Source organism: Thermocoleostomius sinensis A174 (genome assembly GCF_026802175.1).
Lineage (GTDB): Bacteria > Cyanobacteriota > Cyanobacteriia > Elainellales > Elainellaceae > Thermocoleostomius > Thermocoleostomius sinensis.
Genome location: NZ_CP113797.1, coordinates 2,289,788 through 2,313,415 on the forward strand (window position 1 = coordinate 2,289,788; position 23,628 = coordinate 2,313,415).

The following is a 23,628-nucleotide window of genomic DNA, read 5'->3' on the forward strand; positions in this document are numbered from 1 at the left end:
GTAATGACAGATTTTGTGACCAGATTAAATCTGTCACGCGGCAGATGTTGCGCTCACTATCAGAAATGGTGATAAATGCCGTTGTCCTAGAGAATGGAGCTAACTTCTTTGAGAAAGACGCGAGTAAAGGGTTCCTCCTCTCCAAGCTGATATTGCTCAATCAAACCAGCACGACGAATTGATACGTCCTTGTGCTGACGAGTGACTACCACCGATTGTGGAAACACATCTCGCGCGAGCATTGTTTCGGTAGCCGTAGGATTATCTAGCACTACTAGATTGCTGCCATAGTAAAACATGCCTTGTTGTTCTAATATTGCTTCGGGATATTCCGCTACTAACAGATCTAGTTTCGGGTTGCGCAACAAATTAGACACGTTGGTATTGTAATTACGATGCAATACCTTCTTCGAGCGATTAATGAAAACCCCCTCTTGGCAGACCGCCCCAATTACCCAATCTGGGTGCTGTTGCAGAATGTGATCAACAAGTTCCTGCAAATCAGAAACGCTGATGTGATTAAAGGTCAGAATTGGAATGCGGGCGCTATCGTTGGTCTCAAAGAATGTGTCAAGGATAGCCGAGGTGACATCAACCGGATTGCCAATCGCCGGTCGCAGGTGCATGGAAATACCTGGAGCCGAGTTGATTTCAATGATGCCAAAATTCCCGTCCTTCCACGATCGTGAAACATCTTCTGCCACTAAATCGATGCCTAAGCAAGTCAACCGAAAATGTTGGGCAATGTCTTGTGCCAAGATGACGTTATCTGGATGCAACGTCTCGGTTGCATCAATACTAAACCCGCCCGATGACAGATTAGCAACCTTGCGTAAATAGATAATTTGATCAGGATTGGGAACGGTATCAAGGGTAAAGCCTTGTTGTTCTAGGTACCGTTCCATCGCATCATCAATTTTGATTTTTCCCAAAGGTGAAGTTGGGGTATCGCTGCGTGAGGGCGATCGATTCTCACGAGCAATTAATTCAGCAATGGTCGCGTCACCATCCCCCGTAATAAAGGCAGGTCGGCGTTCGGTAGCTGCCACAAACCGCCCATTCACGCACAGTAAGCGAAAGTCTTTGCCGGTAATGCTGGTTTCTACAATGACATCGATCGGCTGATCGTCCGGAATCGCGCGCACTGCCCGTCGGTACGCTGCTTCTAATTCTGCAACATCCTGCACATTGGCTGTGACACCAATGCCTTTGTGCCCCACCACAGGCTTGACAGCAACAGGATAACCAATTTGGGCGGCTGCGCTAAGGGCTTCCTCGAACGATCGAACCACACTACCAGTTGGTACTGGAAATCCGAGCGTATCTAAAAAGGCTTTACAATCATCTTTGCGCGTGGTGAAGTCTGAATCAAGGTGACTATCGCAATCAAAGGTAGTGGCCGCTCCGCGCACCAGTCGCTTGCCATACCCATACTGCATCAGACCTTCGTCCCATAGATAGAACGTAGGAATGTTCTTTTCGTAGGCCGTTCGTAGTAAAGCATAGGTCGTCGGACCACCATACACCGATCGCCGAAACAATCCTTGCGCCACTTCTATATCATCATCAATTTGAAACGATTTACCTCGTGTGATTGCTTCAAACCAATCCCATACGCTGTACACCACCGATCGACAGGTGCGAGCATGAAGGCTTTCTATGGCAATGCTATCAAACTTCTTGTTGTCAAGCTGAACAACGGGTTGAACACTCCAATGATGAAAATGCAAATCCATATCCAACCGATTGACTTCTGAAACAGTACGAGCAAATAGCTGGGCATGAGAATCGTACCGATCGTCAGCAAGGTGAGGATAACGTTCACTAATGACTGTAAGATAATTCTCGATCGGCAATGGATCGCTATAACTAGTTAACGCAAAGTCAAAGGCAAAGGCTGCCGTTTCAAGATAAGGATTTGGACCTTCATAAAAACGACTATTGAATATATCAAATACATCGGTTTTTCTAGCGTTGATTCGAGAGACTTCGATTTCACTAAATACCATTGGAAGTTTTGAATGCTATAGAGTTCAGCTATAAACCTAGATGACTCTACAAAATATTGTGGGTGCATCCCTCTATCACGGGAGGGACTTGTTGATTAAATCATAAAAAGAATTATTAACATCAATTTAGATTCAGAACTTGATTAACTAAATCCTTCAATGATATGAATTCTATTTGCTAAGTTCGATCTTTTGAGGGGTGCAATACACTATCAAATTCTGTATAACCATGAGCAGAATGAGGAGATACACCCTATGTATCAATCAACAAGTAGTGCACTTAAACAAAAAATTGAAATACTTGCAGAAAAGGCGTTTCGGCAACATTTAATTTCTGGATACGGCGATAGTGAGTTTCCTAATCAATACCAGATTGTCTATCAAGGAAAACCAAGACATTTTTCGCTAGATCATGCCTTTGCGTTCCTCAAGACATTAGTGGACTTTAATTTGGCAACGGCTGAGTCACTCATGGTTCATAAAAAATAACCGATGCTTGGTTTACCTGACCCGGCATATCCTATTCCCCCCAAAGACTGAGAGGCACGATCGGCATTTTGTATCAAATTCTACCGTTCGGCAGGTATAACGGCTCCCGAAATCGTGATTGACTTAAGTTCAGTCATAAATCATTCTATGAATTCGAGGTAGATATGGTAGCTGTTAACAATGCTGGGGTAGACCAGGAGCATCCTCAAGCCAGTTCCACTGAGCAAGCACAGAGTGATACAAGTGCAGCGCAAATTGCCGAGCTAGAACGGAAGCAGGGTCAACTCGTGATTATTGGTGGGGCTGAGGACAAAGAAGGTGAGTGCAAAATCTTGCGAGAGTTTTTGCGGCGGTCTGGCGGCATGGAGGCACATATTGCTGTCATGACTGTGGCAACTGGCTTACCAGGGGAAGTGGGTGCTCAGTATATTGAAGTGTTTGAGCGGTTAGGGGTCGGTCGCGTTGAAGTCATTGATACGGCTCGCCCGGAAGACGGCAGTGACCCCCGTGCTCTGGAAATTCTCAGCGAAGTTACAGGCGTCTTCTTCACAGGTGGAAATCAGGCACGCATCACCGAATTGTTGAAGGGAACAGAGGTCGATAAAGCCTTGCACAAACGTTTTGCTGAAGGGGTGGTAATTGCAGGAACCAGTGCGGGGGCGGCGATGATGCCAGATGTAATGATTGTAGAAGGTGAGCCAGAGACAAATCCTCGTGTGGAAGTAGCACGGATGGATGAAGGCATGGGGTTTTTACCTGGTGTTGTAATCGATCAGCATTTTGCTCAACGGGGTCGGTTGGGACGGCTCATTTCTGCCGTGGTGCAACAACCTGTTGTACTGGGCTTTGGCATTGACGAGAACACGGCGATCGCCGTTAATGGGACAGAAGTCGAAGTAGTGGGCGAAGGGTCGGTGACGGTGTTGGATGTATCCAATATTGAACACTGTAATTTAGACGAACTACTTAAAGACGAACCCTTAGCCCTGTGTGGAGCTAAGTTGCATATTCTGCCACATGGATATCGGTTTGATCTGAAGAAGCGAGCAGTGATTCTGGACTAAAACTCGCAACTGTTCGGACTCGGAAAAGGTGGAGCGAGCTTGTATTGAACAAAATCCAACAACCGATCGGCGCTTTCCGCTGGCGTTAAGCCTGTCACATCCAGCACGTGAATCGGAACATTGCGACGGTGCAAATCGTAGGTATAGGTTTTGTCGTAGTAGTCGAGAATAATGTCACAGGCAGCAGGTAATTGATTTTCCTGAATTAATTTCACAGCGGTTTGTGTGCGCAATCCACCTAACCGTTTACGAATGCGTTCAGTGGCGTTAATTAGTTCTTGGCGATCGGCTAGACCATACAAGTTCACAAGCGCTTGCAAGCGCTCACTGCGGGGGCGCGTTACTTCTATTACAGGCGAACGCTCCATTTGCTGAAACAGAGCTTCCGGGATGCGGCAAATGCCGATCCGCTTACTTTCGGCTTCAATCCAAACTGGTTGCGACAAGTTAAACCTAGCCCATTGCATAGCAATTAAATTCTCAAACTGCTCTGTGCTGGGCTGTTTGGGTAAACCCAAATTACCATAGCTGCTGCCGCGATGATTTGCCAGATTCTCTAGATCAAGCACTTGTGCTCCTCGATCGGTCAACGCGGATAGAATATCGGTTTTGCCCATGCCCGTCATACCACCCAATATCAGGATTGAGCGGGGAACTTGAAACTGCTCTAAAACCCAGTGGCGAAACGCCTTGTAGCCACCAACCAAGACTGAGACATCTAGCCCAGCCATTTCCAGAATCCAGCTAATTGCTCCACTGCGCATTCCCCCACGCCAACAATGCACCCGCACTCGTCGATCGGGCGCAAGCGATTTAGCCTGTTTCACAAAATCGGCACATTTGGGGCCAGCAATTTCAAATCCTAGTTCTACGGCCTGATCGCGCCCCTGCTGCTTATAGTGCGTGCCTACCTTAGCTCGTTCTTCGTTGGTGAACAGCGGAAAACTCACTGCCTCGGGAATGTGTCCTTGCTCATACTCCCCTGGACTGCGTACATCCAGAATTACACCGGGAGCTTGCAAAAATTGCTCAACGGTCAGCGATCGAACCATACAAACTTATCACCTAGCGATCGTGGCATCCCACCTGACTATTAGAAAGTCTACTTGGTAGTCCTCCTCCCCTAACACGACCCGCGGCATCGAAACTCAGAGTTTTTACCGAATCTCAATGCAAGGTGTTTCCAAACTAGGCAGAACTACGCCAATCGCTCGACTTTGGTCATAGCCTAATGCTTTCAGTGCAAACAAGCATTCACTCGTACAACTGGCGGCAACCGTTGCCAGCAATCCCCCAGAGGTTTGTGGATCAAACAACAATGGATAAAGCGGATGCCTAGTGGCGGCATCTAGGTTTTTGATTAAGTGGCTAGCTTGTTGATTTTGCAGATGCAGAGAACTGAGGATACCTTGTTGCGCCGTTTCCTTTGCGCCCTCCAAAATTGGCAAAGCATTTAGATCCAGTCCTACCGACATGCCCGACGATCGCACCATTTCGGCTAAATGACCCAATAGCCCAAACCCTGTCACGTCTGTACAAGCAGTTGCCTGATACTCGCGTAAACAATCGGCTGCCGCTTGGTTCGATTGCAGCATTGAGTCGATCGCCCCTTCAATCCAGCGTCCCTTTGCCTGCAAGCGCATGTCTGCCGCAAATAATGTGCCTGTGCCGATCGCTTTCGTCAAAATTAAACTATCACCGGGCTGCATTCCGCCTTTGCGCCACAGGCGATCGGGAGTGACCAACCCATTACAGGACAATCCGAACGATAGCTCTGCTCCTTCAGTGGTGTGCCCGCCAATCAGCACAGCATTAGACTGCTGCAATACCTGCACGGCTCCTGACAAAAGCTGATACAAGGTTTCTGCCTGCTTTGACTCCAAGCCATAGGGAATTGTTGCCACGGCCAGTGCACTCTGCGGATTTGCTCCCATTGCGAATAAATCGCTCAAGCAATGGTTGGCAGCAATTTTTCCGAACACAAACGGATCGCTCAACAGCGCCCGAAACTGATCGATTGTTTGTACCATGACCTGATCGGCTGGCACAGATACCACTGCCGCATCATCCGGAGTATCTAACCCCACTAAAATATCGTCGCGCGATCGATCGGGTTGCTCTTGACGAATCCGTGCTAGCACCCGCTCCAGTACCGAGCTACCTACTTTGGAGCCACAGCCTGCGCAGTGCATCGCAGGAATAGATGGATAGGCTTCCGTCAGCATCGGCCGAACGGTGGCTATTTTCCCACTCCTGTCTCCCGCCTTCCGCCTCCCTAGCCTCCCATTTCCCATGTCCAACTTGGAGAATTTCTCCATGAACCGTCGATCGATCCGCTCTTTCCAGCGCCAAATCCAAGAGTAGGGGCCCAAGCCAAACCGACCGCGAGAAGCCAACGCCGACCGATCGCCCATTCCGATGAGAATCAAAAACTCTTTTTGCGGCACAAATGGCTGTGGCGCTTGGTTCAGCAATAAACGACGCAAATTTTGATATAACGGTTTGCCATGTCGCACGGCGAAGACACCAGCCTTGGGACGGGGATAATTGACCATCGTCGCGACATCTCCCGCTGCCAATACTTGAGGATGTGATAAAGATTGCAATGTATCACTGACTTGAACAAAACCGCGATCGTCTGTATCTAAACCGGAGTCACGCAACCAAGGAGCCGCCGCCGCTTGTGTCACCCAAAACACCACGTCGCAGGTTACTACCAAGCCTGACTCACAGTGCACCGTCACGGCTTCCCCAGTTTCCAATCCCCCATCTCCACTCCCGGCTATCCCCTCCAGCCCACACACTGTCTCTTGCAAGTGCAACCGTACACCGCGCTGCTGCAACAAATGCTCTAATCGATCGCCCAACCAACGCCCGCGTTCTGGCAGTAAGCGCTGACCGCGATGAAATAAATGTAATTCCAGCAAGCTAGGGGGACTGTGAGACGCTTCATATAAACGCTGCAAACGGGCTTGCACTGATAATGCAAGTTCTACCCCTCCTGCACCACCGCCCACAATGGCAATCCGCAAGAGACGCTTCGGGCGTTGCTCTACTTGGGCAACCAAAGTTTCCCAGCGTTGCAAAAACTTTGAGATTGGTTTGACAGGAATTGCATACTTAGCCGCACCAGGAACCGTTAGGGTGGATGGAGTACTGCCAATGTCAATCGAGAGTAAGTCAAAGCTAAGCGAGGGACGATCAATCAGTAAAACTCGTTGAGATTTTAGATCCAGCCCCACTGCTTGACTGGCAATCATCGTTGCCCCGGCGAATTCAGCTAGGGGACGCAAATCAATGTGGCAGTCGTCAAAGTTATACAACCCGGCTACATACCCCGGCAGCATTCCCGAATAGGGCGTGTGGTACACGTCGGTAATCAGCGTCAATCGGACTCCCGGCAGGGGATTCATACCAAATTGCTTGAGGGCGATCGCATGACTGTGACCGCCCCCTATCAGCACTAAATCTTTGACAATTGGCTGAGATGTAGACTGCATGATTGCCAGGAACGGACGAGCGGAAACATTATAGGCAAGTGAACTGCTTAAGCAATCTCCATCAATTGAATCTCAAACGTTAAATCTTCACCAGCCAGCGGATGATTGGCGTCCAACGTCACCTGTGAGTCAGAGACATCTGTAATCATGACAGGAATGGACGCACCACCTTGCTGTTGAATCTGTAGCTGTAACCCAATTGAAACGGGAACTTCAGACGGGATCTGCTGCCGCTCTACTACCAACACCATCTCCGGATGGTAAGAGCCATAAGCTTCATCGGCTGGAATCTGAGCCGTTTTCGACTCGCCCGGAGCCATTCCAATCACCGCTTGTTCAAATCCTGGAATGAGTTGTCCGCTACCAATGGAGAACTGCAACGGATCACGCCCCTCCGAGGAATCAAATACAGTACCATCCTCCAGCTTGCCTGTGTAGTGCACGCTGACGGTATCACCCATTTTTGCTTGTGCCATTTGTTTCTCCTCGGCGTCTAGGATGCTTTTCGTCCAGTTTACCGAGGATCTGGAGTGGTTGACAGCGAGGAATTCTTAGGAAAGGCTAAAGGATGCCAGAGGATAATCGTCTCTTTAGCTGGCGATCGCTTCTACTTTTTTCGGCTGTTGTTGCTCAACTTGAAATTCTGCTAGCTGCGTTGCAATTTGCTCGCGGACAATTTGGCGATACTCAATGAAGTGTTCTGCGTGGGCACAGACCGTTAAATAGTGATCCCAAACGCCGGGGTTGCGTCGCATCATGCTAAACAGGTGATGCCAAAATTTCCAACGAGTGCTGCGTTTGAAGCCCTGTCGCCAAATAATAATGGCCAAGGCTCTCAATTCGGCACGGCTAGGTATTTGTCCAGGTGGCTTGCAGCGTGGCGGTGTCATAGTCAGAAAATGGCGATAGACCCGATCAAGAAATCGCTCCGGCTCGTACAAGGTGCAAAAGGCATTGACATACTCCTGGGCAATATCTTCTACCGGACGAGTGGGCTGAAAATTCATCAAAGCCATTTGATTCCCATCAACACTGGTATTGAGTAACCGCCCTTCTTTTTCCAAACGATACCAAAGGGCTGTGTGGGGTAGGGCTTGCAGAATGCCAAATACAGCGGTGGGAATGGCAGTCCGCTCAACAAACTCAATGATGCGATCGCCCGCCCCTTTCTTTTCGCCATCAAACCCAATAATAAAACCTGCCATCACCCGCAATCCTGCCCGACTAATGGCTTGCACCGATTCGGCTAGCGAAGCGCGAGTATTTTGAAACTTCTTGGTCAGTTCCAGACTGTCTTCATCAGGTGTTTCAATGCCCAAGAACACAGCGTTGAAGTTGCACGCTAGCATGAGTTCTATTAATTCTGGGTCTTGAGCCAGATCTACTGACGCTTCCGTATTAAACGAGAAGGGATAGTCATGCTCGGCCATCCAGCCTTTTAATTCCTTCAGCAGCAGTTTTACGTTGCGCTTGTTGCCGATGAAGTTATCGTCCACCATGAAAACTGCCCGTCGCCAGCCCAATTCGTAGAGACGATCGAGTTCTGCCAAAAGCTGTTGAGGCGTTTTGGTGCGGGGTTTGCGACCATACAGGACAATGATGTCACAGAATTCACACTGAAACGGGCAGCCTCGCGAAAACTGCACCGACATCGAATCGTAAGCGTTAAAGTCCAACAAGTCATAGCGTGGAATCGGCGTCTGCGTCACATCGGGCTTTTCGCCATTAGCCCGGAAAATCCCCTGCGTGTCACCCTGTTCGATCGCCTCCACAAACTGAGGCAATGTCATTTCGCCCTCATCCAGAATCAGGTAGTCGGCTCCTGCTTGCAACGATTCATCGGGAACAGACGTTGGATAGGGCCCACCCACCGCCACCCGCTTACCCCGGCGCTTCGCTTCGCGAATTTGCTCTAGCAAGTCTTGTTTTTGCACAATCATCGCCGAGAGAATCACCATCTCCGCCCATTCCCATTCAGTGTCTGTCACTGCTCGAACATTGCGATCGACTAGTTTAAATTCCCATGTTTGAGGCAAAATGGCTGCTACTGTTATGAGACCTAATGGTGGCAGCAACACCTTGCGATCAATCAGTTCTAGAATCTTCTCAAATGACCAAAAGGTTTTGGGAAACTGTGGGTAAATCAAGAGCGTTCGCATAAATGACTTGCCTCATATGTTATTTTTTATACTTATTTGCACCGCTAACGTTAAGCACTAAAACGTTAAGCACTAAAAATAAATACACTCCAGTTTGCCTTTTATTGGCTGGACTGTCCTCTCCGAAGGGACACTTACTTTCTGCCTCATTCTACAAGGGATGTAATTTTAGCGCTGCTGATTGGATCGCTTGCGTAGAGGCGTTCCGCAAAATCCGCTTATGGCCAGGCTCAACGTTGGTCGATTCTATCCTGAATTCAGCAATGCCGTAATTTTTATACAACAAGCTTGCCACTCGCTGGCTAAGCTACACGGCAATCATATTCACTATTCATGTTTGCTACTCACATTGAGTTGCTTCTGCAAGAAGCAGAAACGTCACTTCGGCTTACTAAGGCAGAAGGGTTAAGGCTAGGGGTGCTCTTGCTAAGATTTAGCAATATTCAACGCCAACTATTGCAAACTACTCTATGTTTCGTCAATTCGCACTTCATCTGGCACCGGAAGCTGGCGAAGATCGGGAAGTTCGATCGCTTCTTCTTGTCCTGCCAACTCCTTCTGCGTTTCTTTGAGATCCAAGGGAAAGGCGATCGGTTGTTTTTTCTCGATCCAACAGCTTGCCAAGGGCAAGGTTGCTTCCAAATCTTCTAACGGTCGAGGAATCACCATAACGGCATGAAGTTCGCCAATGCGATCGGCTTCGTGCATTCCCGCTTCTACGGCCACGACCACATCCGAAACCCGTCCTCGAATAATGGCGGTACACAACCCATCCCCCACCACTTCGTAAGCTGCTAACTGTACCTCTGCGGACTTCAGCATGGCATCGGCTGCTCCAACCATGGCTGGAAACCCTCGCGTTTCTAGCAGTCCTACAGCTTGATTACTTAGACGGCTATGGCTATTTTCGTCTAAATACCGAGCCAATCGACCACTGATTGGCAGCACCATTTCTAGATTGGGTAAGGGGCGGGGGATAATAGTTTTGGACACCAGTTGTCCAAATTGCTCAGCCACATTTGCCCCTTCTTCGACGGCAATTCGCACGTCTGAAATACGACCGCGTACAACAGCCGTACAGTAACCGCTGCCAATTTTTTCATATCCAACTAAACGCACAGCGGCAGATTTTAACATCATATCGGCTGTTCCCACGATCGCAGGAAAACTCCGAGTGCAAACCAACCCCAACGCGCTTTCACTTGGGATAGGGGCATAGCCTGATGAATTCATAATAATCTGACTAAGGCAGACCTCTGTGTTGTGTCTGCTTCCTGACTCCAGTATAAGCGCTGCTACTCATGCAAGCAGTTAGACAGAAGGCAGAGAGCAAGTTCAATTTTTCAAGGTTAAAGGCTGTGAGCGAGGAAATGGCAGACGATGGGGCTATCCCTGCTTTAATCCTCCCCCTTCTTTTCGTCAGTTGGTGACGACTGGCGATGGGGAAACATCGTGACCATCATGCGCTCAATGTAGGCTTTTCCATACACAACGCGAGACTGATTCGATGTTGCTATCGGCGAGGAGTTCGGGGAGGGTGGCTCATTAATTGACGTTGGTGATGACACGGTCGAGCTTGATTGGGCGGATGACACAGAGGGCGTTGGGGAAGGTGGGGAAGGAATCGATTCAGTCGCGATCGGCGGAGAAGACTCTACCTCAATGACTTGTCGGCTACCATCTCCAATTAATGAACCAGGCGGAACCATCTGGTGTGGCAAGACAGAACTATTGATGATGGTACTCATCGGACCAACACAAGCATTTACCCCAATCCTGCCATGACCAATGATCAAAACCCCGCTGCCCAGTGTCACCCCCGCTTCTAACTCTAACGTGCCTTGATAAGCATGAAGCACACAACCCATGCCCACACAAACATTAGCTGCCACAATTAGCTTGCTGCCCGGATCAGCCTGAAGCAGAACGTTGGGTGCGATCGCTGCACTCGGATCAATTGTGACAGAACCACTGATACAAAAGTGTGCGTCACGAATGACAGCGGGTGAAGACGATCGAATTAAGCTAGACATTTTCAGTTCAGCGATGGGAATGTAGATCCTGGACGTTAGATGTGCGTCAGACTAACTGACTCCGCTTAGACTAGCAACAACGAAGCAAGTCAGCCCTTTACAATCTAAGCGCCAGTATCACTAGGGGCGTTGCACAATCATCTCGGCTACGCGCCGCTTTGACTTAGTATCGATACCAATCACACGAACATACTCACCGCTGTTTTCGGCCAAACAACTTTCAAGGGCCGCAATCACGTCAGATGAATTGCTCGATTGAATCGGAGCACAACTCTTCCAAGAAGAAGTTTGGAACCGTCGTACATCGGCGTGCTCAGCCGACACTCGATAACCTTGTGATAAAAGCTGGCGAATTTGCTCGACGGTTTCAGCGTTAAGATGTCCTGACCCGTTGCGATGGTGGCTATAGCCATTGCTGGTATTCGATCGCGGAGGAGTGTAAGCACTAGACGGATAGGGCGATCGGGGAGCCGATGGCGCAGTCCCATTTGTATCTCCCGGACGTTGAATAATCAATTCTGATACACGCCGCTTTGCCTTTGGATCAATGCCAAACAAGCGGACGTACTCACCTCGATGCTCCGCCAAACAGCTTTCAAGGGCTGCGATCGCATCAGATTCGCGGGTAGTTTCAATGGGTGAACAAACTGTCCAAGAACTGGTTTGAAATCGACGTTTGTCAGCGTGTTCGGTACCAATCTTATAGCCTTGCGACAAGAAATGGCGAACCTTTTCCATCACCTCCGAACCCAGCGATCCGCTTCCAGAAGAAGCATAACTCGACGAATACCCAGAGGAATAACTACTGGTCTGTCTGGAAGAACTGTTGGAAGAACTATAGTTACTGCCACTGTAGCTGCTAGTTGTGACCCGAACCGAACTGCCTAGGGCGGATTCTCCCGGGCGTTGAATGATCAACTCCGACACACGCCGCTTTGCTTTTGAATCAATGCCAAACAGGCGAACATAATCGTTAGCATGTTCATTCACGCACGCTTCAAGCGCATGAAGCACATCTGCTTCGCGATTGCTTGAAACAGGAGTACAGCTAGTCCAGGAACTAGTTTGAAACCGGCGTTTATCAGCATACTCAGTACCAATGTTCAAACCTTGAGAGAGGAGTTGACGAACGTGCTCTACAACTTCCGGGCTAAGACGAGTATTAACCATCTGACTATTGCTATGACGTTGACTAGGGGAACTGGAATCGTTAGAGGAATCGGCAGAACTATTCTGCTGATAGACTCGCTCTAATTGCTTACGAATAGGGGTAACGCAGGTAACTGTGTCAGCACTGGGATATCCAGAACGCAGCGCTTGATTAACACCCACAACATGGGCTGCAAAGGTTTGATCGACTTCTTGAACATCGGGCAGTCGATCGGCCTGTTCCTGCGAGGTGACAATGCTTCCGGACGGAACATATTTTCCTGGTGGAATGGCAACATCTTGAATCAAGGCGTGCATCATCACGATGCAGTCGTGTCCAATCCGGGCATTAAAGACTGTCGAGCGAAAGCCAATAAAGCAGTTATCACCGATATAGGCAGGGCCATGAATCAAAGCCATGTGGGTAATTGATGTATTGTTCCCAACCCAAACCGAGTAAGGGACTTGATCATCTCCAACGACCCGTCCTTGCTCTAATCCATGAACAACAACCCCATCCTGAAGCTTGCTTCCATGGCCGATGTGAAAGGGACCTCCCTCGTCAGCGCGAATGGAAGTCCCGGGGGCAATCAATACATTGGTACCGATCGACACATCCCCCATCACACTGGAAAAGGGATGAACCTTGGCAGTCTCATCAACTTTAGGTTGCGTCGAACTCTTCGACCAAGAAGTGGGCGGAGCAGCAGAGCCACGGACTACCATAACGATTTCTCCTATGAGCAGTAGGAGCTAGAGTCTTTGCGATACTCCTATCGATCTTGCTCTCGCTTGTTATATAGGCGCTGGTTATCGACGCTAACGGTATCAATAATTCCAATCACCAAGGCATCTAGAGGGCGAGATTCACTGCCGGGAGACTGGCGGGCAGCACTGCCATAGCTGACAAGTACCCATTCGCCCACTCCTGCCCCAACGCTATCAGCCGCAACCTCATAGCCTGGAACAGGCTGACCCTCTTCATCTATGAGTTGAATGACTAGAAATTTGACTCCTGTAAGACTAGACTCTTTCTGAGTGCTAACAACCGTACCGCAGACTCTAGCAATTTTCATCAGGCTTCAAGCGCAACTAGGAGCGGCTAATCGGACGAATTCCACTCACGCTCTCCCGAAATGCCTCAACTGCCTCAGTGTAACGAATGGGCAGCACATACTCCAGGTTTTCGTGAGGACGAGCAATAATGTGAGTCGAAAGAACCTGTCCTCCATTGACCCGCTTCACATTCTCAATTCCGGCTGAAACCGATGCCTGCACTTCAGAGACATCACCGCGAACAATCACCGTAACCCGACCACTACCAATTTTTTCGTAGCCAACCAGGGTCACACGAGCAGCCTTTACCATGGCATCTGCTGCCTCAACAACAGCAGGAAAGCCCAACGTTTCTACCATTCCAACTGCGATCGCCATCGTAAAATCTCCCTTCCAGTTAAACGTGCTAACAAAACAAACTCACTGACTGTTCAGTCACTCAAATTGCCTAGTCAAATCCAAGAATTCAACTAAGCTCGAAACTGCTCTACGGCCTCGGTGTACCGAATGGGTAGAACATACTCTAAATTCTCATGCGGTCGAGCGATGATATGAGTGGAGACCACCTCACCACCGTTCACTCGCCTGGCCGCTTCTGTGCCTGCTTGCACCGATGCCTGCACTTCAGAGACATCACCGCGAACAATCACCGTGACCCGACCACTACCAATTTTTTCGTAGCCAACCAGGGTCACACGAGCAGCCTTTACCATGGCATCTGCTGCCTCAACAACAGCAGGAAAGCCCCTTGTTTCAATCATTCCTACAGCAATCGGCATTACCTATCTCCCGCAAGAGAAGTCGTTCAACAACTAGAAACCACCGTCTATGGAATTAGTCACGGAATTACCAATTCTATCTCTAGTAAAGGCATCTTTAGAATTCCCAAACTAAGAATACAGGGACGAGATTCACCTTGGCAATATAAAGCAGAATGATTATTTTTATACAACGTATAAATCGAGATTATCGATACCCGATCCTACATGCCAGATTCTACAACGCACTCTGGATACACGCTAACCCAGGAAACTAAATCTAATAGCTAGAACTAGTTGGAGAGAAACGTTCAATCCTCAATCAACCTCACGAACCCACATATTTCCTATGTGATCCTTTGGTGTACTTTTTTGGTGTATTTTGCAGCCAAAATTAGCGAGCGCTGACATTTCCTCCTCTTCGACAAGTACAATCTTCAAGCATTGAATAGCGATGATTTTTCAGATCTCCTATTCAATCAATTAAACCGAAACAGAGCGGTAGCGCCTCATACGGTTGTTGCGAGTGAAGTTGATCACAAAAGCTACGCTCGAAAATTTATTAACTCTAATTATATCATTCATAAGCAAGATTTTATATTTCAAACCAGGCAGGAGCGTTTGGATGAAGATTCTTCAACAGCATGACAAGGGATTCAGCAAAACGAAGAATGATGAAGCCTTCGTTGATAGATGCTAAAGTTTCCTTAAGCAAAATTAACAGTTTAGATGTAGCCACTGATTGCTCTCGCTTTGTCTTGCTTTTGCCGGTCCTAAGAAGCTGTTCTTTGTGCAATGCAGCCTTTCGGCTTGGTTTCACGATACTTTCTTTCGTCTGGCTGATTTAGTCATCCCAAATTGTCACAGCCTGGGTAGGTTTCGGTTTAATATCCAGGTAGGTTGCGCTGATCAACCTGTGTCTTTACTTAAAGGAAAGCCGCATTGTGATGACTCAGCTTCTCGCTCAGACTAGCTGGTGGGTTCCTGTTTATGGACTGGTAGGTGCTCTTCTGACTCTGCCTTGGTCGGTGGGGTTGGTTCGCCGCACTGGCCCTAGGCCGGCTGCCTACTTCAATATCCTCATGACCGTGTTTGCGCTAATTCACAGCGTGGTATTGCTGTGGGCAATTTGGGAGTCTCCCCCCACCCGATCGCTGATTCCGTGGCTGAGTGTTCCAGGATTTGATATTTGGCTAACGCTTGTCACCTCTAAAACTAGTGTTGGAGCAGCGGTTTTTGTCTCTGGTCTGAGTTTGCTGGCTCAGGTATTTGCATTGGGCTATTTAGAAAAAGATTGGGCATTGGCCCGCTTCTATGCATTAATGGGCTTTTTTGAAGCCGCCATGAGCGGGATTGCCCTCAGCGATTCGCTATTTCTCAGCTATGCGCTGTTGGAGATGCTAACGCTTTCCACCTATCTGCTAGTCGGCTTTTGGTATGCACAGCCGTTAGTAGTGACGGCAGCACGGGATGCATTTTTAACAAAGCGGGTTGGGGATTTACTGTTACTGATGGGGGTTGTGGCGCTGTCGGCGATCGCCGGGAGTTTAGATTTTACCCACTTAGCTCGCTGGGCAGAGGTGGCACATCTCCCTCCGTTAATTGCGACGTTGTTAGGACTGGCGTTGCTAGCAGGACCAGTGGGCAAATGCGCCCAATTTCCGCTGAATTTGTGGCTAGATGAAGCCATGGAAGGCCCCAATCCTGCCTCAATTCTACGAAACTCGGTGGTGGTGGGTTGTGGAGCCTATGTCCTCATTAACCTTCAGCCAGTGCTGGCACTATCTCCTACGGTACTTACGGTACTAATGGTACTCGGAGGCTTAACAGCACTGGGGGCGTCGCTCGTTTCGATCGCTCAAATTGACATTAAGCGTACTCTGTCTCATTCGACGAGTGCCTATTTAGGGCTAGTGTTTCTGGCAGTGGGAATGCAGCAAGATGAGTTAGCGTTGCTGTTTCTACTGGTACATGGGTTGGCCAAGGCCCTATTGTTTATGAGCATTGGCTCGATCATTATGACCACCAGTACGCAGGATTTAACAGAGATGGGCGGGTTGGCGTCACGAATGCCTGCCACTGCGACAGCGTTTGTCATTGGCGGACTGGCCTCAGTGGGATTATTGCCCCTCGGAGGATTTTGGGTGATGTTGGCATGGGCGCAGCAGGCTTGGCAGACATCGCCGTGGCTACTGGTCATTTTACTGTTAGTCAATGGGCTGACAACCTTTAATTTGGTTAGGGTATTCGGCTTAGTATTTTGGGGAAAGCCTCAACCGAAAACGCGCCGCGCTCCCGAAGTGCCGTGGCTGATGGCTGTGCCCATGGTGACATTAACGATTTTCAATTTGATGTCTCCTGTGCTGCTACAACGGCTTGGATTGCTGTCAATTCCTGCCTTAACGGCTGCTAGCCGTAATCTGGCAGTGTTGCTTGTGCTCTCTAGTGCGATCGGAGCCGGACTTGCGGGACTGCTTTACCTCAGTGCTCGATCCTCACGGCCAGTCGATTTGGTTTGGAAATCGGTGCGGGAAGTGTTAGCCTACGATTTCTGCATCGATCGACTTTATAAAATCAGCGTTGTATTCGGAGTCGTCCAAGGATCACGATTAACGGCATGGTTCGATCGCTATGTGGTAGATGGGCTGGTTAATTTTGTTGGAGTTGCTTCTATTTTTGGTGGCGAGAGCTTAAAATACACGGTTTCAGGGCAATCTCGCAATTATCTACTTAGTCTGTTTGTGGGGCTAGTGCTAGTGCTAGTAGCAGTAAGCTGGGCATTCTTGAACTGGACACTGCGATTTTCTGCTCTTTAGCTGCTTTATCTCTAAAAGTGCTCATCGTGTGTGATGCTCTAGCATCACTGTCCTACCTAACGTGCCTGCTTTTGTGATTCGGGATTTGTTGTCAAGGAGCGATCGCCATGCTAAGTGTTCTCGTCTGGCTACCCTTATTGGGTGTTCTTCTGATTACGCTGCTTCCTGCTGCACTGGTTGTTGGACGCATTCGTCAGATTGCCCTTGCGGTTGCTAGCTTAGTTGGACTGTGGACTATCTACTTGGCTACTCAATTTGTAGTGACCGATGCTGGCTTGCAATTTCAGGAATCAATACCGTGGGTTGAAAGCCTTGGCCTCAACTATCAACTCGGCGTGGATGGTCTATCTATGCCACTGATCTTGATCAACAGCTTGCTGGTTTGGATTGCCATTTTCAGCAGCAATCCCGCGATCAACCGCCCTCGCCTCTACTACAGCCTTATTCTCATTCTTGGCGGAGCCGTTGCCGGCGCATTCTTGGCCCAAAATCTGCTGCTATTCTTTCTGTTTTATGAGGTAGAACTGATTCCGCTCTACTTGATTATTGCCATTTGGGGTGGAGCGCGACGCGGCTATGCAGCAACCAAATTTCTTATCTATACCGCTATTTCTGGGATCATCATTTTGGCGGCATTCTTTGGGTTAACCATTTTAGGTGGCTTTGACAGCTTTAATTATGAGGTTGTAAAAAACCAGACGCTACCGATCGCTACTCAACTGCTGCTGCTCGTGACGTTACTGGTTGGCTTTGGCATTAAAATTCCGATCGTACCGCTGCACACGTGGTTACCGGATGCCCACGTGGAAGCCCCCACTCCTGCTTCTGTTCTCCTAGCCGGAGTATTGCTGAAACTGGGAACCTATGGGCTGCTTCGATTTGGACTACAACTGTTTCCAGAGGCATGGCGAGTCCTAGCACCAGGATTAGCCTGGATTGCCGTTATTAGCGTGATCTATGGCTCCTTTGCTGCGATTGCCCAAACTGATATGAAAAAAATCGTTGCCTACAGCTCAGTCGGACACATGGGCTACATCATTCTAGCCAGTGCCGCAGCCACACCGTTAAGCTTAACGGGGACGATCGCCCAAATGGCAAGCCACGGCTTAATTTCAGCGCTACTGTTTCTGTTGGTTGGAGTGGTGTACGCCAAAACGGGAACTCGTGATGTCAATGTCTTATGCGGATTGCTGAACCCTGAACGGGGACTGCCGCTGATCGGCAGCTTGATGATTGTGGGAGCCATGGCTAGTGCTGGTATTCCCGGCATGGTGGGCTTCATTGCAGAATTTATCGTCTACCGCGGCAGTTTTCCAGTCTTTCCGGTGCAAACGTTGCTGTGTATGGTAGGAACTGCTTTGACAGCGGTGTATTTTCTCATTTTGATCAATCGCGTATTTTTTGGTCGCCTTCCCGACACGTTATCCAACCTACCGCGAGTGCGTTGGCAAGATCGCATTCCTTCGGTAATTGTTACAGTCTTGATTGTGCTGTTGGGGCTGCAACCCAACTGGATAACCCGCTGGAGCGAGGGCGTTGTCTTGACATTAGCTATCGACAATACCACACAGATGACCGTGGTAGGGATTGAGCCTGCCCCTGCCATCCCAACAGCGTTTCACATTGAGTCGGCGATTGGCTGGTCTCCGAATTAAGTCTCTAATCATCTCATTGTTCAATTTAGTGTTCTCTCGTATTCGATTTTTGTCTCACCTTTATTTCAATTCGCTCTTCTGCTGCTATGGTCACGATCTCTTCTCCGTCTACCCATCCCCTGGCTAGTATCATTCACCGCATAGAGTCGGGTGAAGCACTACTCCCTGATTCTCCTAGCAATGTGGTAGAGGTAGTGGGGGTGCTCAAGAGCTATGGCGTGGTTCTGGATGCCTATCAGCGCAACCTTACCTACATTGCTGAGCACCAGTTCTTGGTGCTATTTCCCTTTTTCAAATACTTCAACGGAGACGTGACGTTACCCAAGCTGCTGAAACATTGGTGGCACGATCGCATTAATTATGAATACGCTGAGTACTGCATGAAGGCCATGTTTTGGCATGGAGCAGAACAAGTCGATCGCTATTTGGATAGCGAAGAGTTTAAGCAGCGGGCCATAGCTGCGATTCAAGCTAAGGTGCGAAACAATCTATTCCTACAAGGACTGGGGCGACTGTTTCCAGAGTTTGCCCTTGAACAGGTGCGGCTGCTGGTTTACTACAGCATCTTAGGACAGTTCTGGAATGTGATGAGCCGTATGTTCTTGGAGTTGTCCGATCGCTACGATCGGGGAGAAATTCAAACCATTCCTCAAGTCGTCGAGCATATCCTACAGGGATTGGTCGCCGCTGCCAAGCAACCCATCACTTACGCAGTGCCAATTCAGCAAGTGTCCTATGAAATTATTCCGGAATCTGTAGGGCTAACGTTTCTTATGGATGCAGCCGTTCCCTATGTCGAGGCGGTATTTTTCCGTTCTTTCCCCTTTTTTGGCACAGTGTCTTATAACGCTCAAGCGGGTCAGGTTCCCAAAGAGCAATCAGGGTTTGCCTACGGTGCTCTCTTTGCTGATGCCTTGCCCATTGGTGGGGCCGGAATCCCGCCAACCCTACTGATGCAAGATATGATTCATTACCTACCTGATTATTTGCAAGATATCTATTTACAGGGCTTACGGGGTCAAGACGATTTGCGCGTCAAAATCTGTCTTAGCTTTCAAAAATCAATGTTTTGTGTGACAACGGCGGCTCTACTAGGATTGATGCCCTATCCGCGTACTACAACTGATTCAGAGCAACAAAAGGCTAATCGCGCCTACTTGGAAAGCTGGATGGATCGACTTCTGCACACGCAGCTATTGAATGTTCAGTAAAGTAAATGCTGCCTAAGAAGGGACAACAAACACTCTAGACAATGCTCATTAACGACAATGCTCATTAACTAATCTCGCGAATTAGTAACAGCCGAGAATAGATGTACCTTCTGGCTTCTGCTTCTTCTTCCCTGTTAAGGCGACAGCGTTCTCTGAGTCGTTGAACAAGCCAATGAACCAGACTGTGATCGTCTAGCTCATGGAGCAGTTCAGATGAGTTAGCTTCAATGAGTTGCCAAAGTTGACGAAGGTGATGAGCCGTCATAGCAGACACCTGACATGAGAGGACATGATAGGGTGTTGTCTTGGCAGAATTTAAGACTTTTTTTATATTTCGCTACTCTTCAGCTTAGGGATCAAATCTAACTGCGTCAAGCTTTTCAGCAATACTTGTCAATAAATATAAAATCAATACATATTAATAAGTTCTGTTATTGTTTTGATGCATTGAGCGGCGACTTTAGGCAAGGAGAGGGGGACTTGTTTCTCGATACTGCCGATCACCGATCGGGCTTACTGAGTTTTAATTAGGTTAATCCTCTAGATTAATCGCCACGAAAAAACCAGGAGAAACGCTCCCCTGGTCATGCCAACATCGAGTTCACTAGCTGCAACTCAAAAAGCTAAGTGAGCTTGCGAATTCGCAATTAGTAGGTTTCAACATGCCAACGTTCTTTAATCGATCGTTGGTATTCTTTCCAATTAATGCCTTCCTTCTCAGCGGCTGTTGACATGGCTTCGTCAATGCCATCCTCCATGCCTTTCAGCCCACAAATATAGACATGTGTTTTTTCATCCTTCACCAGATTCCAAATTTCATCAGCATGTTCAGCTACCCGGTGCTGAATATACATTCTGCCGCCTTCTGAGTTTTGTTGCTCTCGGCTGATCGCATAAGTGATCCGGAAGTTATCCGGGTACTTCGCTTGAAGTTCCTCTAGCTCCTCTTTATAGAGAATATTCGGTGTTGTTGGAATGCCAAAGATGAGCCAAGCAAACCCCTTGAATTGGTAGTCAGGGTTAACCGCCCTTTCGTTATCCTTAAACATGCGCCAGAGGTAGGCACGGAACGGAGCAATGCCAGTACCAGTTGCCATCATGATGATGTTGGCGTCCTCATCAGGTGGGAGCAACATTTCCTTACCAACTGGTCCTGTGATTTTGACATCAGCACCAGGCTGAAGATTGCAGAGGTAGGTCGAGCAAACGCCGTAGACGGTTTCGCCCGTTTCAGGATGCTTATACTCTAATTGACGAACACAGAGCGACACCGTTTTGTCATCCACATCATCGCCATGACGAGTCGAGGCGATCGAGTATAGTCTTAACTTGTGGGGTTTCCCTTTGTCATCTTGACCTTCGGGAATGATGCCGATACTTTGACCTTCCACATAACGAAGATCACCGTCTGACAAATCAAACTTGATGTGCTGAACAATGCCGATCCCACCTTCTTGGACTAGCGGCTCATTCGAAATACATTTACCAATAAACGGAGCATTGGGACGGTAGGTGTTAACAGGAACATCTGCCTTTGCTGCTTTTGCCGATTTTTCCTTCGCTTGAGCCATAGGTTTGGTTGGTTCTGCTGACTGCACGTTAGACGACCCTGTGTCAGAGGAAACTGCCTTGCCGTTAGCTGTGTTGTCTGCTGTAACCGGGCGAATACTGACAATTCGACCACCCATTCGAGTGATGCGCTGCATCTCCTGATTCATGCGCGAGTAGGGCACGGTGATGAAGACGTTACCACTCCGCCGAATTTCATAGTCCATCTTGTCCGTTTCGGAATTTTGGCGCAAGCCTTCCACTTCGTAGACGAAGAGACGGTTGCCATAGTCTGTGTTGGGAGTACCACCCGCTGCGCTTGGAATGTACATTCTACGAACTATTCTCCTGAGCCAACTCGAATCGACACGTAGGGTCACGTGCCATTGCCACCACAAGCCAAACTAAAACACGGATTAACTATCCGCAAAGTTAGACCTGACCTGTACTAGCGTAACATTGCTGTGCGATCCTCTGACACAGATAGGAACAGGTTTTGGGAAGCCCGACTGCTCCTACCTCACCATACTGGCGCTGCCACCGAATAGACTGTCAATCAAGGAACATTAAAGAAACATTTCAGAATAATTTCACACTTTGCCAGAGTTCATGGTTCGCAGGTGCCAAATTACCCTTAGCATAAGAAAGGGATCGTTCTAGTTGACCATGCATCATTTGTGCCCCAGGGCGCGATCGCCTGCTCAACTGGCTGCGTTGCCAACTAAGTCGTTGGCCGACGCTTCATTTGTTAATGCTGGTAACTGCTTATAACTGCTTATCTTCTGTTCCTGTTGTTCGTCAAATTGTTGAGTCAAATGCTTTGCTTGTAGGGATGATCACGTTTTGATAAAATTCGGGATAGTGGATAGTATTAAATACCTAGACTATCTTCATTCGGTTCAAATCAATGGCTCGATTTGAATCACTGGCAGCCCGACTGAACCTAGGTTGCTCTGATTTTAGTTTTATGACTGTTTCACCTTCCATCACGACTGGATGCCCCTATCTAGATATCTTTGTTAATTTCTGGGTTGATTTCTGGTGCGGCAGTTGTAATGGGGTACTCAGGTGGCGAACCTCAAAATTTGCTTGCAATCGTTGCTTAACCAATTGTTCATTTGTATTAGAGGAAACCTATGACCAGTAAGCCAGACCGCGTGGTATTAATCGGTGTTGCCGGAGACTCCGGATGCGGCAAATCCACCTTCCTGCGTCGCTTAACCGATCTGTTTGGCGAAGAGACAATGACTGTGATCTGCCTAGACGATTACCACAGTCTGGATCGAAAGCAACGTAAGGTCGCTGGAGTGACTGCGCTGAACCCAAAGGCCAACAACTTCGACTTGATGTATGAGCAGGTCAAAGCGTTGAAGAATGGCGAAGAAATCATGAAACCGATCTATAACCACGAGACGGGTATGATTGATCCGCCGGAACTGATTAAGCCCTCGCCCATTGTCGTTATTGAAGGGTTACATCCAATGTATGATGAGCGGGTGCGGGAACTCTTGGATTTCAGCGTTTATCTTGACATTGACGACGAAGTCAAGATTGCCTGGAAGATTCAGCGTGACATGGCAGAGCGCGGTCATAGCTATGAAGACGTATTAGCTGCCATCAATTCTCGCCGCCCAGACTTCAATGCTTATATTGATCCGCAGAAACAATATGCCGATGCGGTCATTCAAGTGCTACCAACGAATCTTATTCCCAACGACACCGAACGTAAGGTACTGCGGGTGCGCTTAATTCAAAAAGATGGCGTAGAAGGGTTTGAACCGGCCTATCTGTTTGATGAAGGCTCAACAATCGACTGGATTCCCTGCGGACGCAAGCTGACCTGCTCCTACCCTGGAATCAAAATGCACTATGGACCTGACAACTACTACAACAACAGCGTATCGGTGCTGGAAGTAGACGGGCAGTTCGATCGACTGGAAGAAGTGATCTATATTGAAAGCCACCTCAGCAACACCTCCACTAAGTTTTATGGTGAGCTAACAGAACTGTTGCTGAAGCACAAAGAATATCCTGGCTCTGCTAATGGCACTGGCTTGTTCCAAGTGTTGGTTGGGCTGAAGATGCGAGCAACCTACGAGCGCTTAGTGGGTTCTGAGGCAAAAATGGCAGCGAAAGCCGTTTCTAATTAATTGTGGCTTCAGGTCGATTGAGTTTTGAAGG

19 protein-coding genes are annotated in these 23,628 nt (G+C 48.5%); 6 read left to right on the top strand and 13 right to left on the bottom strand.

Going from position 1 to position 23,628, the window contains the following annotated elements; translation table 11 throughout:
* Positions 1 to 86: 86 nt before the first annotated feature.
* Positions 87 to 2,009 (bottom strand): acetate--CoA ligase family protein, encoded by a 1,923-nt coding sequence (locus OXH18_RS09955; protein ID WP_268612533.1) that lies wholly within the window; start codon positions 2,007 to 2,009, stop codon positions 87 to 89.
* Between the two features lie 255 nt (positions 2,010 to 2,264).
* On the opposite strand from OXH18_RS09955, the gene OXH18_RS09960 reads away from it, so the two are divergent.
* Together OXH18_RS09960 and OXH18_RS09965 are read left to right on the top strand one after the other, a co-directional pair.
* A complete protein-coding gene (locus tag OXH18_RS09960; protein WP_268612535.1) occupies positions 2,265 to 2,498 on the top strand; it encodes a hypothetical protein in 234 nt (77 codons plus the stop codon).
* Between the two features lie 164 nt (positions 2,499 to 2,662).
* The gene (locus OXH18_RS09965) at positions 2,663 to 3,562 is read left to right on the top strand and encodes a cyanophycinase (RefSeq protein ID WP_268612537.1); all 900 of its coding nucleotides are present in this window, start codon (positions 2,663 to 2,665) and stop codon (positions 3,560 to 3,562) included.
* Here OXH18_RS09965 and mnmH read toward each other — a convergent pair.
* From mnmH to OXH18_RS10015, 10 genes are all read right to left on the bottom strand, one after another.
* Positions 3,559 to 4,614 (bottom strand): tRNA 2-selenouridine(34) synthase MnmH, encoded by a 1,056-nt coding sequence (gene mnmH / locus OXH18_RS09970; RefSeq protein ID WP_268612539.1) that lies wholly within the window; start codon positions 4,612 to 4,614, stop codon positions 3,559 to 3,561. The genes OXH18_RS09965 and mnmH overlap by 4 nt on opposite strands.
* 105 nt (positions 4,615 to 4,719) lie before the next feature.
* Positions 4,720 to 7,062, bottom strand: a complete 2,343-nt coding sequence (selD, locus tag OXH18_RS09975) for a selenide, water dikinase SelD (RefSeq protein WP_268612541.1) — start codon at positions 7,060 to 7,062, stop codon at positions 4,720 to 4,722.
* 47 nt (positions 7,063 to 7,109) lie between these two features.
* Positions 7,110 to 7,538 (bottom strand): FKBP-type peptidyl-prolyl cis-trans isomerase, encoded by a 429-nt coding sequence (locus tag OXH18_RS09980; RefSeq protein WP_268612543.1) that lies wholly within the window; start codon positions 7,536 to 7,538, stop codon positions 7,110 to 7,112.
* Positions 7,539 to 7,652: 114 nt separating this feature from the next.
* Positions 7,653 to 9,221: a B12-binding domain-containing radical SAM protein gene (locus OXH18_RS09985; RefSeq protein WP_268612545.1), complete on the bottom strand. Its 1,569-nt coding sequence runs from the start codon at positions 9,219 to 9,221 to the stop codon at positions 7,653 to 7,655.
* Between the two features lie 468 nt (positions 9,222 to 9,689).
* The gene (locus OXH18_RS09990; RefSeq protein WP_268612547.1) at positions 9,690 to 10,454 is read right to left on the bottom strand and encodes a carbon dioxide-concentrating mechanism protein CcmK; all 765 of its coding nucleotides are present in this window, start codon (positions 10,452 to 10,454) and stop codon (positions 9,690 to 9,692) included.
* Between the two features lie 164 nt (positions 10,455 to 10,618).
* Positions 10,619 to 11,254: an LbetaH domain-containing protein gene (locus OXH18_RS09995; RefSeq protein WP_268612549.1), complete on the bottom strand. Its 636-nt coding sequence runs from the start codon at positions 11,252 to 11,254 to the stop codon at positions 10,619 to 10,621.
* A gap of 120 nt (positions 11,255 to 11,374) precedes the next feature.
* Complete coding sequence (locus OXH18_RS10000; protein ID WP_268612551.1) at positions 11,375 to 13,129, bottom strand: ribulose bisphosphate carboxylase small subunit; 1,755 nt, start codon at positions 13,127 to 13,129, stop codon at positions 11,375 to 11,377.
* A 47-nt stretch (positions 13,130 to 13,176) separates the two neighbouring features.
* Positions 13,177 to 13,479: a EutN/CcmL family microcompartment protein gene (locus tag OXH18_RS10005; protein ID WP_268612553.1), complete on the bottom strand. Its 303-nt coding sequence runs from the start codon at positions 13,477 to 13,479 to the stop codon at positions 13,177 to 13,179.
* A gap of 16 nt (positions 13,480 to 13,495) precedes the next feature.
* Positions 13,496 to 13,837 (bottom strand): carbon dioxide-concentrating mechanism protein CcmK, encoded by a 342-nt coding sequence (locus OXH18_RS10010; RefSeq protein WP_106173690.1) that lies wholly within the window; start codon positions 13,835 to 13,837, stop codon positions 13,496 to 13,498.
* A 92-nt stretch (positions 13,838 to 13,929) separates the two neighbouring features.
* Positions 13,930 to 14,238, bottom strand: coding sequence for a carbon dioxide-concentrating mechanism protein CcmK (locus tag OXH18_RS10015; protein ID WP_268612560.1), 309 nt, complete (start codon positions 14,236 to 14,238; stop codon positions 13,930 to 13,932).
* A gap of 926 nt (positions 14,239 to 15,164) precedes the next feature.
* On the opposite strand from OXH18_RS10015, the gene OXH18_RS10020 reads away from it, so the two are divergent.
* From OXH18_RS10020 to OXH18_RS10030, 3 genes are all read left to right on the top strand, one after another.
* Positions 15,165 to 17,033: an NAD(P)H-quinone oxidoreductase subunit F gene (locus OXH18_RS10020; protein WP_268612562.1), complete on the top strand. Its 1,869-nt coding sequence runs from the start codon at positions 15,165 to 15,167 to the stop codon at positions 17,031 to 17,033.
* Positions 17,034 to 17,140: 107 nt separating this feature from the next.
* Positions 17,141 to 18,688, top strand: coding sequence for an NADH-quinone oxidoreductase subunit M (locus OXH18_RS10025; protein ID WP_268612564.1), 1,548 nt, complete (start codon positions 17,141 to 17,143; stop codon positions 18,686 to 18,688).
* 86 nt (positions 18,689 to 18,774) lie between these two features.
* Positions 18,775 to 19,899, top strand: a complete 1,125-nt coding sequence (locus OXH18_RS10030) for a CO2 hydration protein (protein WP_268612566.1) — start codon at positions 18,775 to 18,777, stop codon at positions 19,897 to 19,899.
* 64 nt (positions 19,900 to 19,963) lie between these two features.
* Here the strand turns inward: OXH18_RS10030 and OXH18_RS10035 are convergent, their stop codons facing one another.
* The gene (locus OXH18_RS10035; protein WP_268612568.1) at positions 19,964 to 20,164 is read right to left on the bottom strand and encodes a hypothetical protein; all 201 of its coding nucleotides are present in this window, start codon (positions 20,162 to 20,164) and stop codon (positions 19,964 to 19,966) included.
* Positions 20,165 to 20,546: 382 nt separating this feature from the next.
* Entirely contained in the window at positions 20,547 to 21,779 is a 1,233-nt protein-coding gene (gene petH, locus OXH18_RS10040; protein ID WP_268612570.1) for a ferredoxin--NADP reductase, read from the bottom strand.
* Positions 21,780 to 22,583: 804 nt separating this feature from the next.
* On the opposite strand from petH, the gene OXH18_RS10045 reads away from it, so the two are divergent.
* Positions 22,584 to 23,597: a phosphoribulokinase gene (locus tag OXH18_RS10045; RefSeq protein ID WP_268612572.1), complete on the top strand. Its 1,014-nt coding sequence runs from the start codon at positions 22,584 to 22,586 to the stop codon at positions 23,595 to 23,597.
* Positions 23,598 to 23,628: the final 31 nt, after the last annotated feature.

Bases quoted from the DNA above. Each gene is read 5' to 3' on its own strand.
- OXH18_RS09990 (WP_268612547.1), bottom strand. From the start codon at position 10,454: ATGAATTCATCAGGCTATGCCCCTATCCCAAGTGAAAGCGCGTTGGGG.
- OXH18_RS09980 (WP_268612543.1), bottom strand. From the start codon at position 7,538: ATGGCACAAGCAAAAATGGGTGATACCGTCAGCGTGCACTACACAGGC.
- OXH18_RS10045 (WP_268612572.1), top strand. From the start codon at position 22,584: ATGACCAGTAAGCCAGACCGCGTGGTATTAATCGGTGTTGCCGGAGAC.
- mnmH (WP_268612539.1), bottom strand. From the start codon at position 4,614: ATGGTTCGATCGCTGACCGTTGAGCAATTTTTGCAAGCTCCCGGTGTA.
- OXH18_RS10030 (WP_268612566.1), top strand. From the start codon at position 18,775: ATGGTCACGATCTCTTCTCCGTCTACCCATCCCCTGGCTAGTATCATT.
- OXH18_RS10015 (WP_268612560.1), bottom strand. From the start codon at position 14,238: ATGCCGATTGCTGTAGGAATGATTGAAACAAGGGGCTTTCCTGCTGTT.
- OXH18_RS10025 (WP_268612564.1), top strand. From the start codon at position 17,141: ATGCTAAGTGTTCTCGTCTGGCTACCCTTATTGGGTGTTCTTCTGATT.
- OXH18_RS09965 (WP_268612537.1), top strand. From the start codon at position 2,663: ATGGTAGCTGTTAACAATGCTGGGGTAGACCAGGAGCATCCTCAAGCC.
- petH (WP_268612570.1), bottom strand. From the start codon at position 21,779: ATGTACATTCCAAGCGCAGCGGGTGGTACTCCCAACACAGACTATGGC.
- OXH18_RS10010 (WP_106173690.1), bottom strand. From the start codon at position 13,837: ATGGCGATCGCAGTTGGAATGGTAGAAACGTTGGGCTTTCCTGCTGTT.
- OXH18_RS09995 (WP_268612549.1), bottom strand. From the start codon at position 11,254: ATGTCTAGCTTAATTCGATCGTCTTCACCCGCTGTCATTCGTGACGCA.
- OXH18_RS10020 (WP_268612562.1), top strand. From the start codon at position 15,165: ATGACTCAGCTTCTCGCTCAGACTAGCTGGTGGGTTCCTGTTTATGGA.
- OXH18_RS09955 (WP_268612533.1), bottom strand. From the start codon at position 2,009: ATGGTATTTAGTGAAATCGAAGTCTCTCGAATCAACGCTAGAAAAACC.
- OXH18_RS10000 (WP_268612551.1), bottom strand. From the start codon at position 13,129: ATGGTAGTCCGTGGCTCTGCTGCTCCGCCCACTTCTTGGTCGAAGAGT.
- selD (WP_268612541.1), bottom strand. From the start codon at position 7,062: ATGCAGTCTACATCTCAGCCAATTGTCAAAGATTTAGTGCTGATAGGG.
- OXH18_RS10005 (WP_268612553.1), bottom strand. From the start codon at position 13,479: ATGAAAATTGCTAGAGTCTGCGGTACGGTTGTTAGCACTCAGAAAGAG.
- OXH18_RS10035 (WP_268612568.1), bottom strand. From the start codon at position 20,164: ATGACGGCTCATCACCTTCGTCAACTTTGGCAACTCATTGAAGCTAAC.
- OXH18_RS09960 (WP_268612535.1), top strand. From the start codon at position 2,265: ATGTATCAATCAACAAGTAGTGCACTTAAACAAAAAATTGAAATACTT.
- OXH18_RS09985 (WP_268612545.1), bottom strand. From the start codon at position 9,221: ATGCGAACGCTCTTGATTTACCCACAGTTTCCCAAAACCTTTTGGTCA.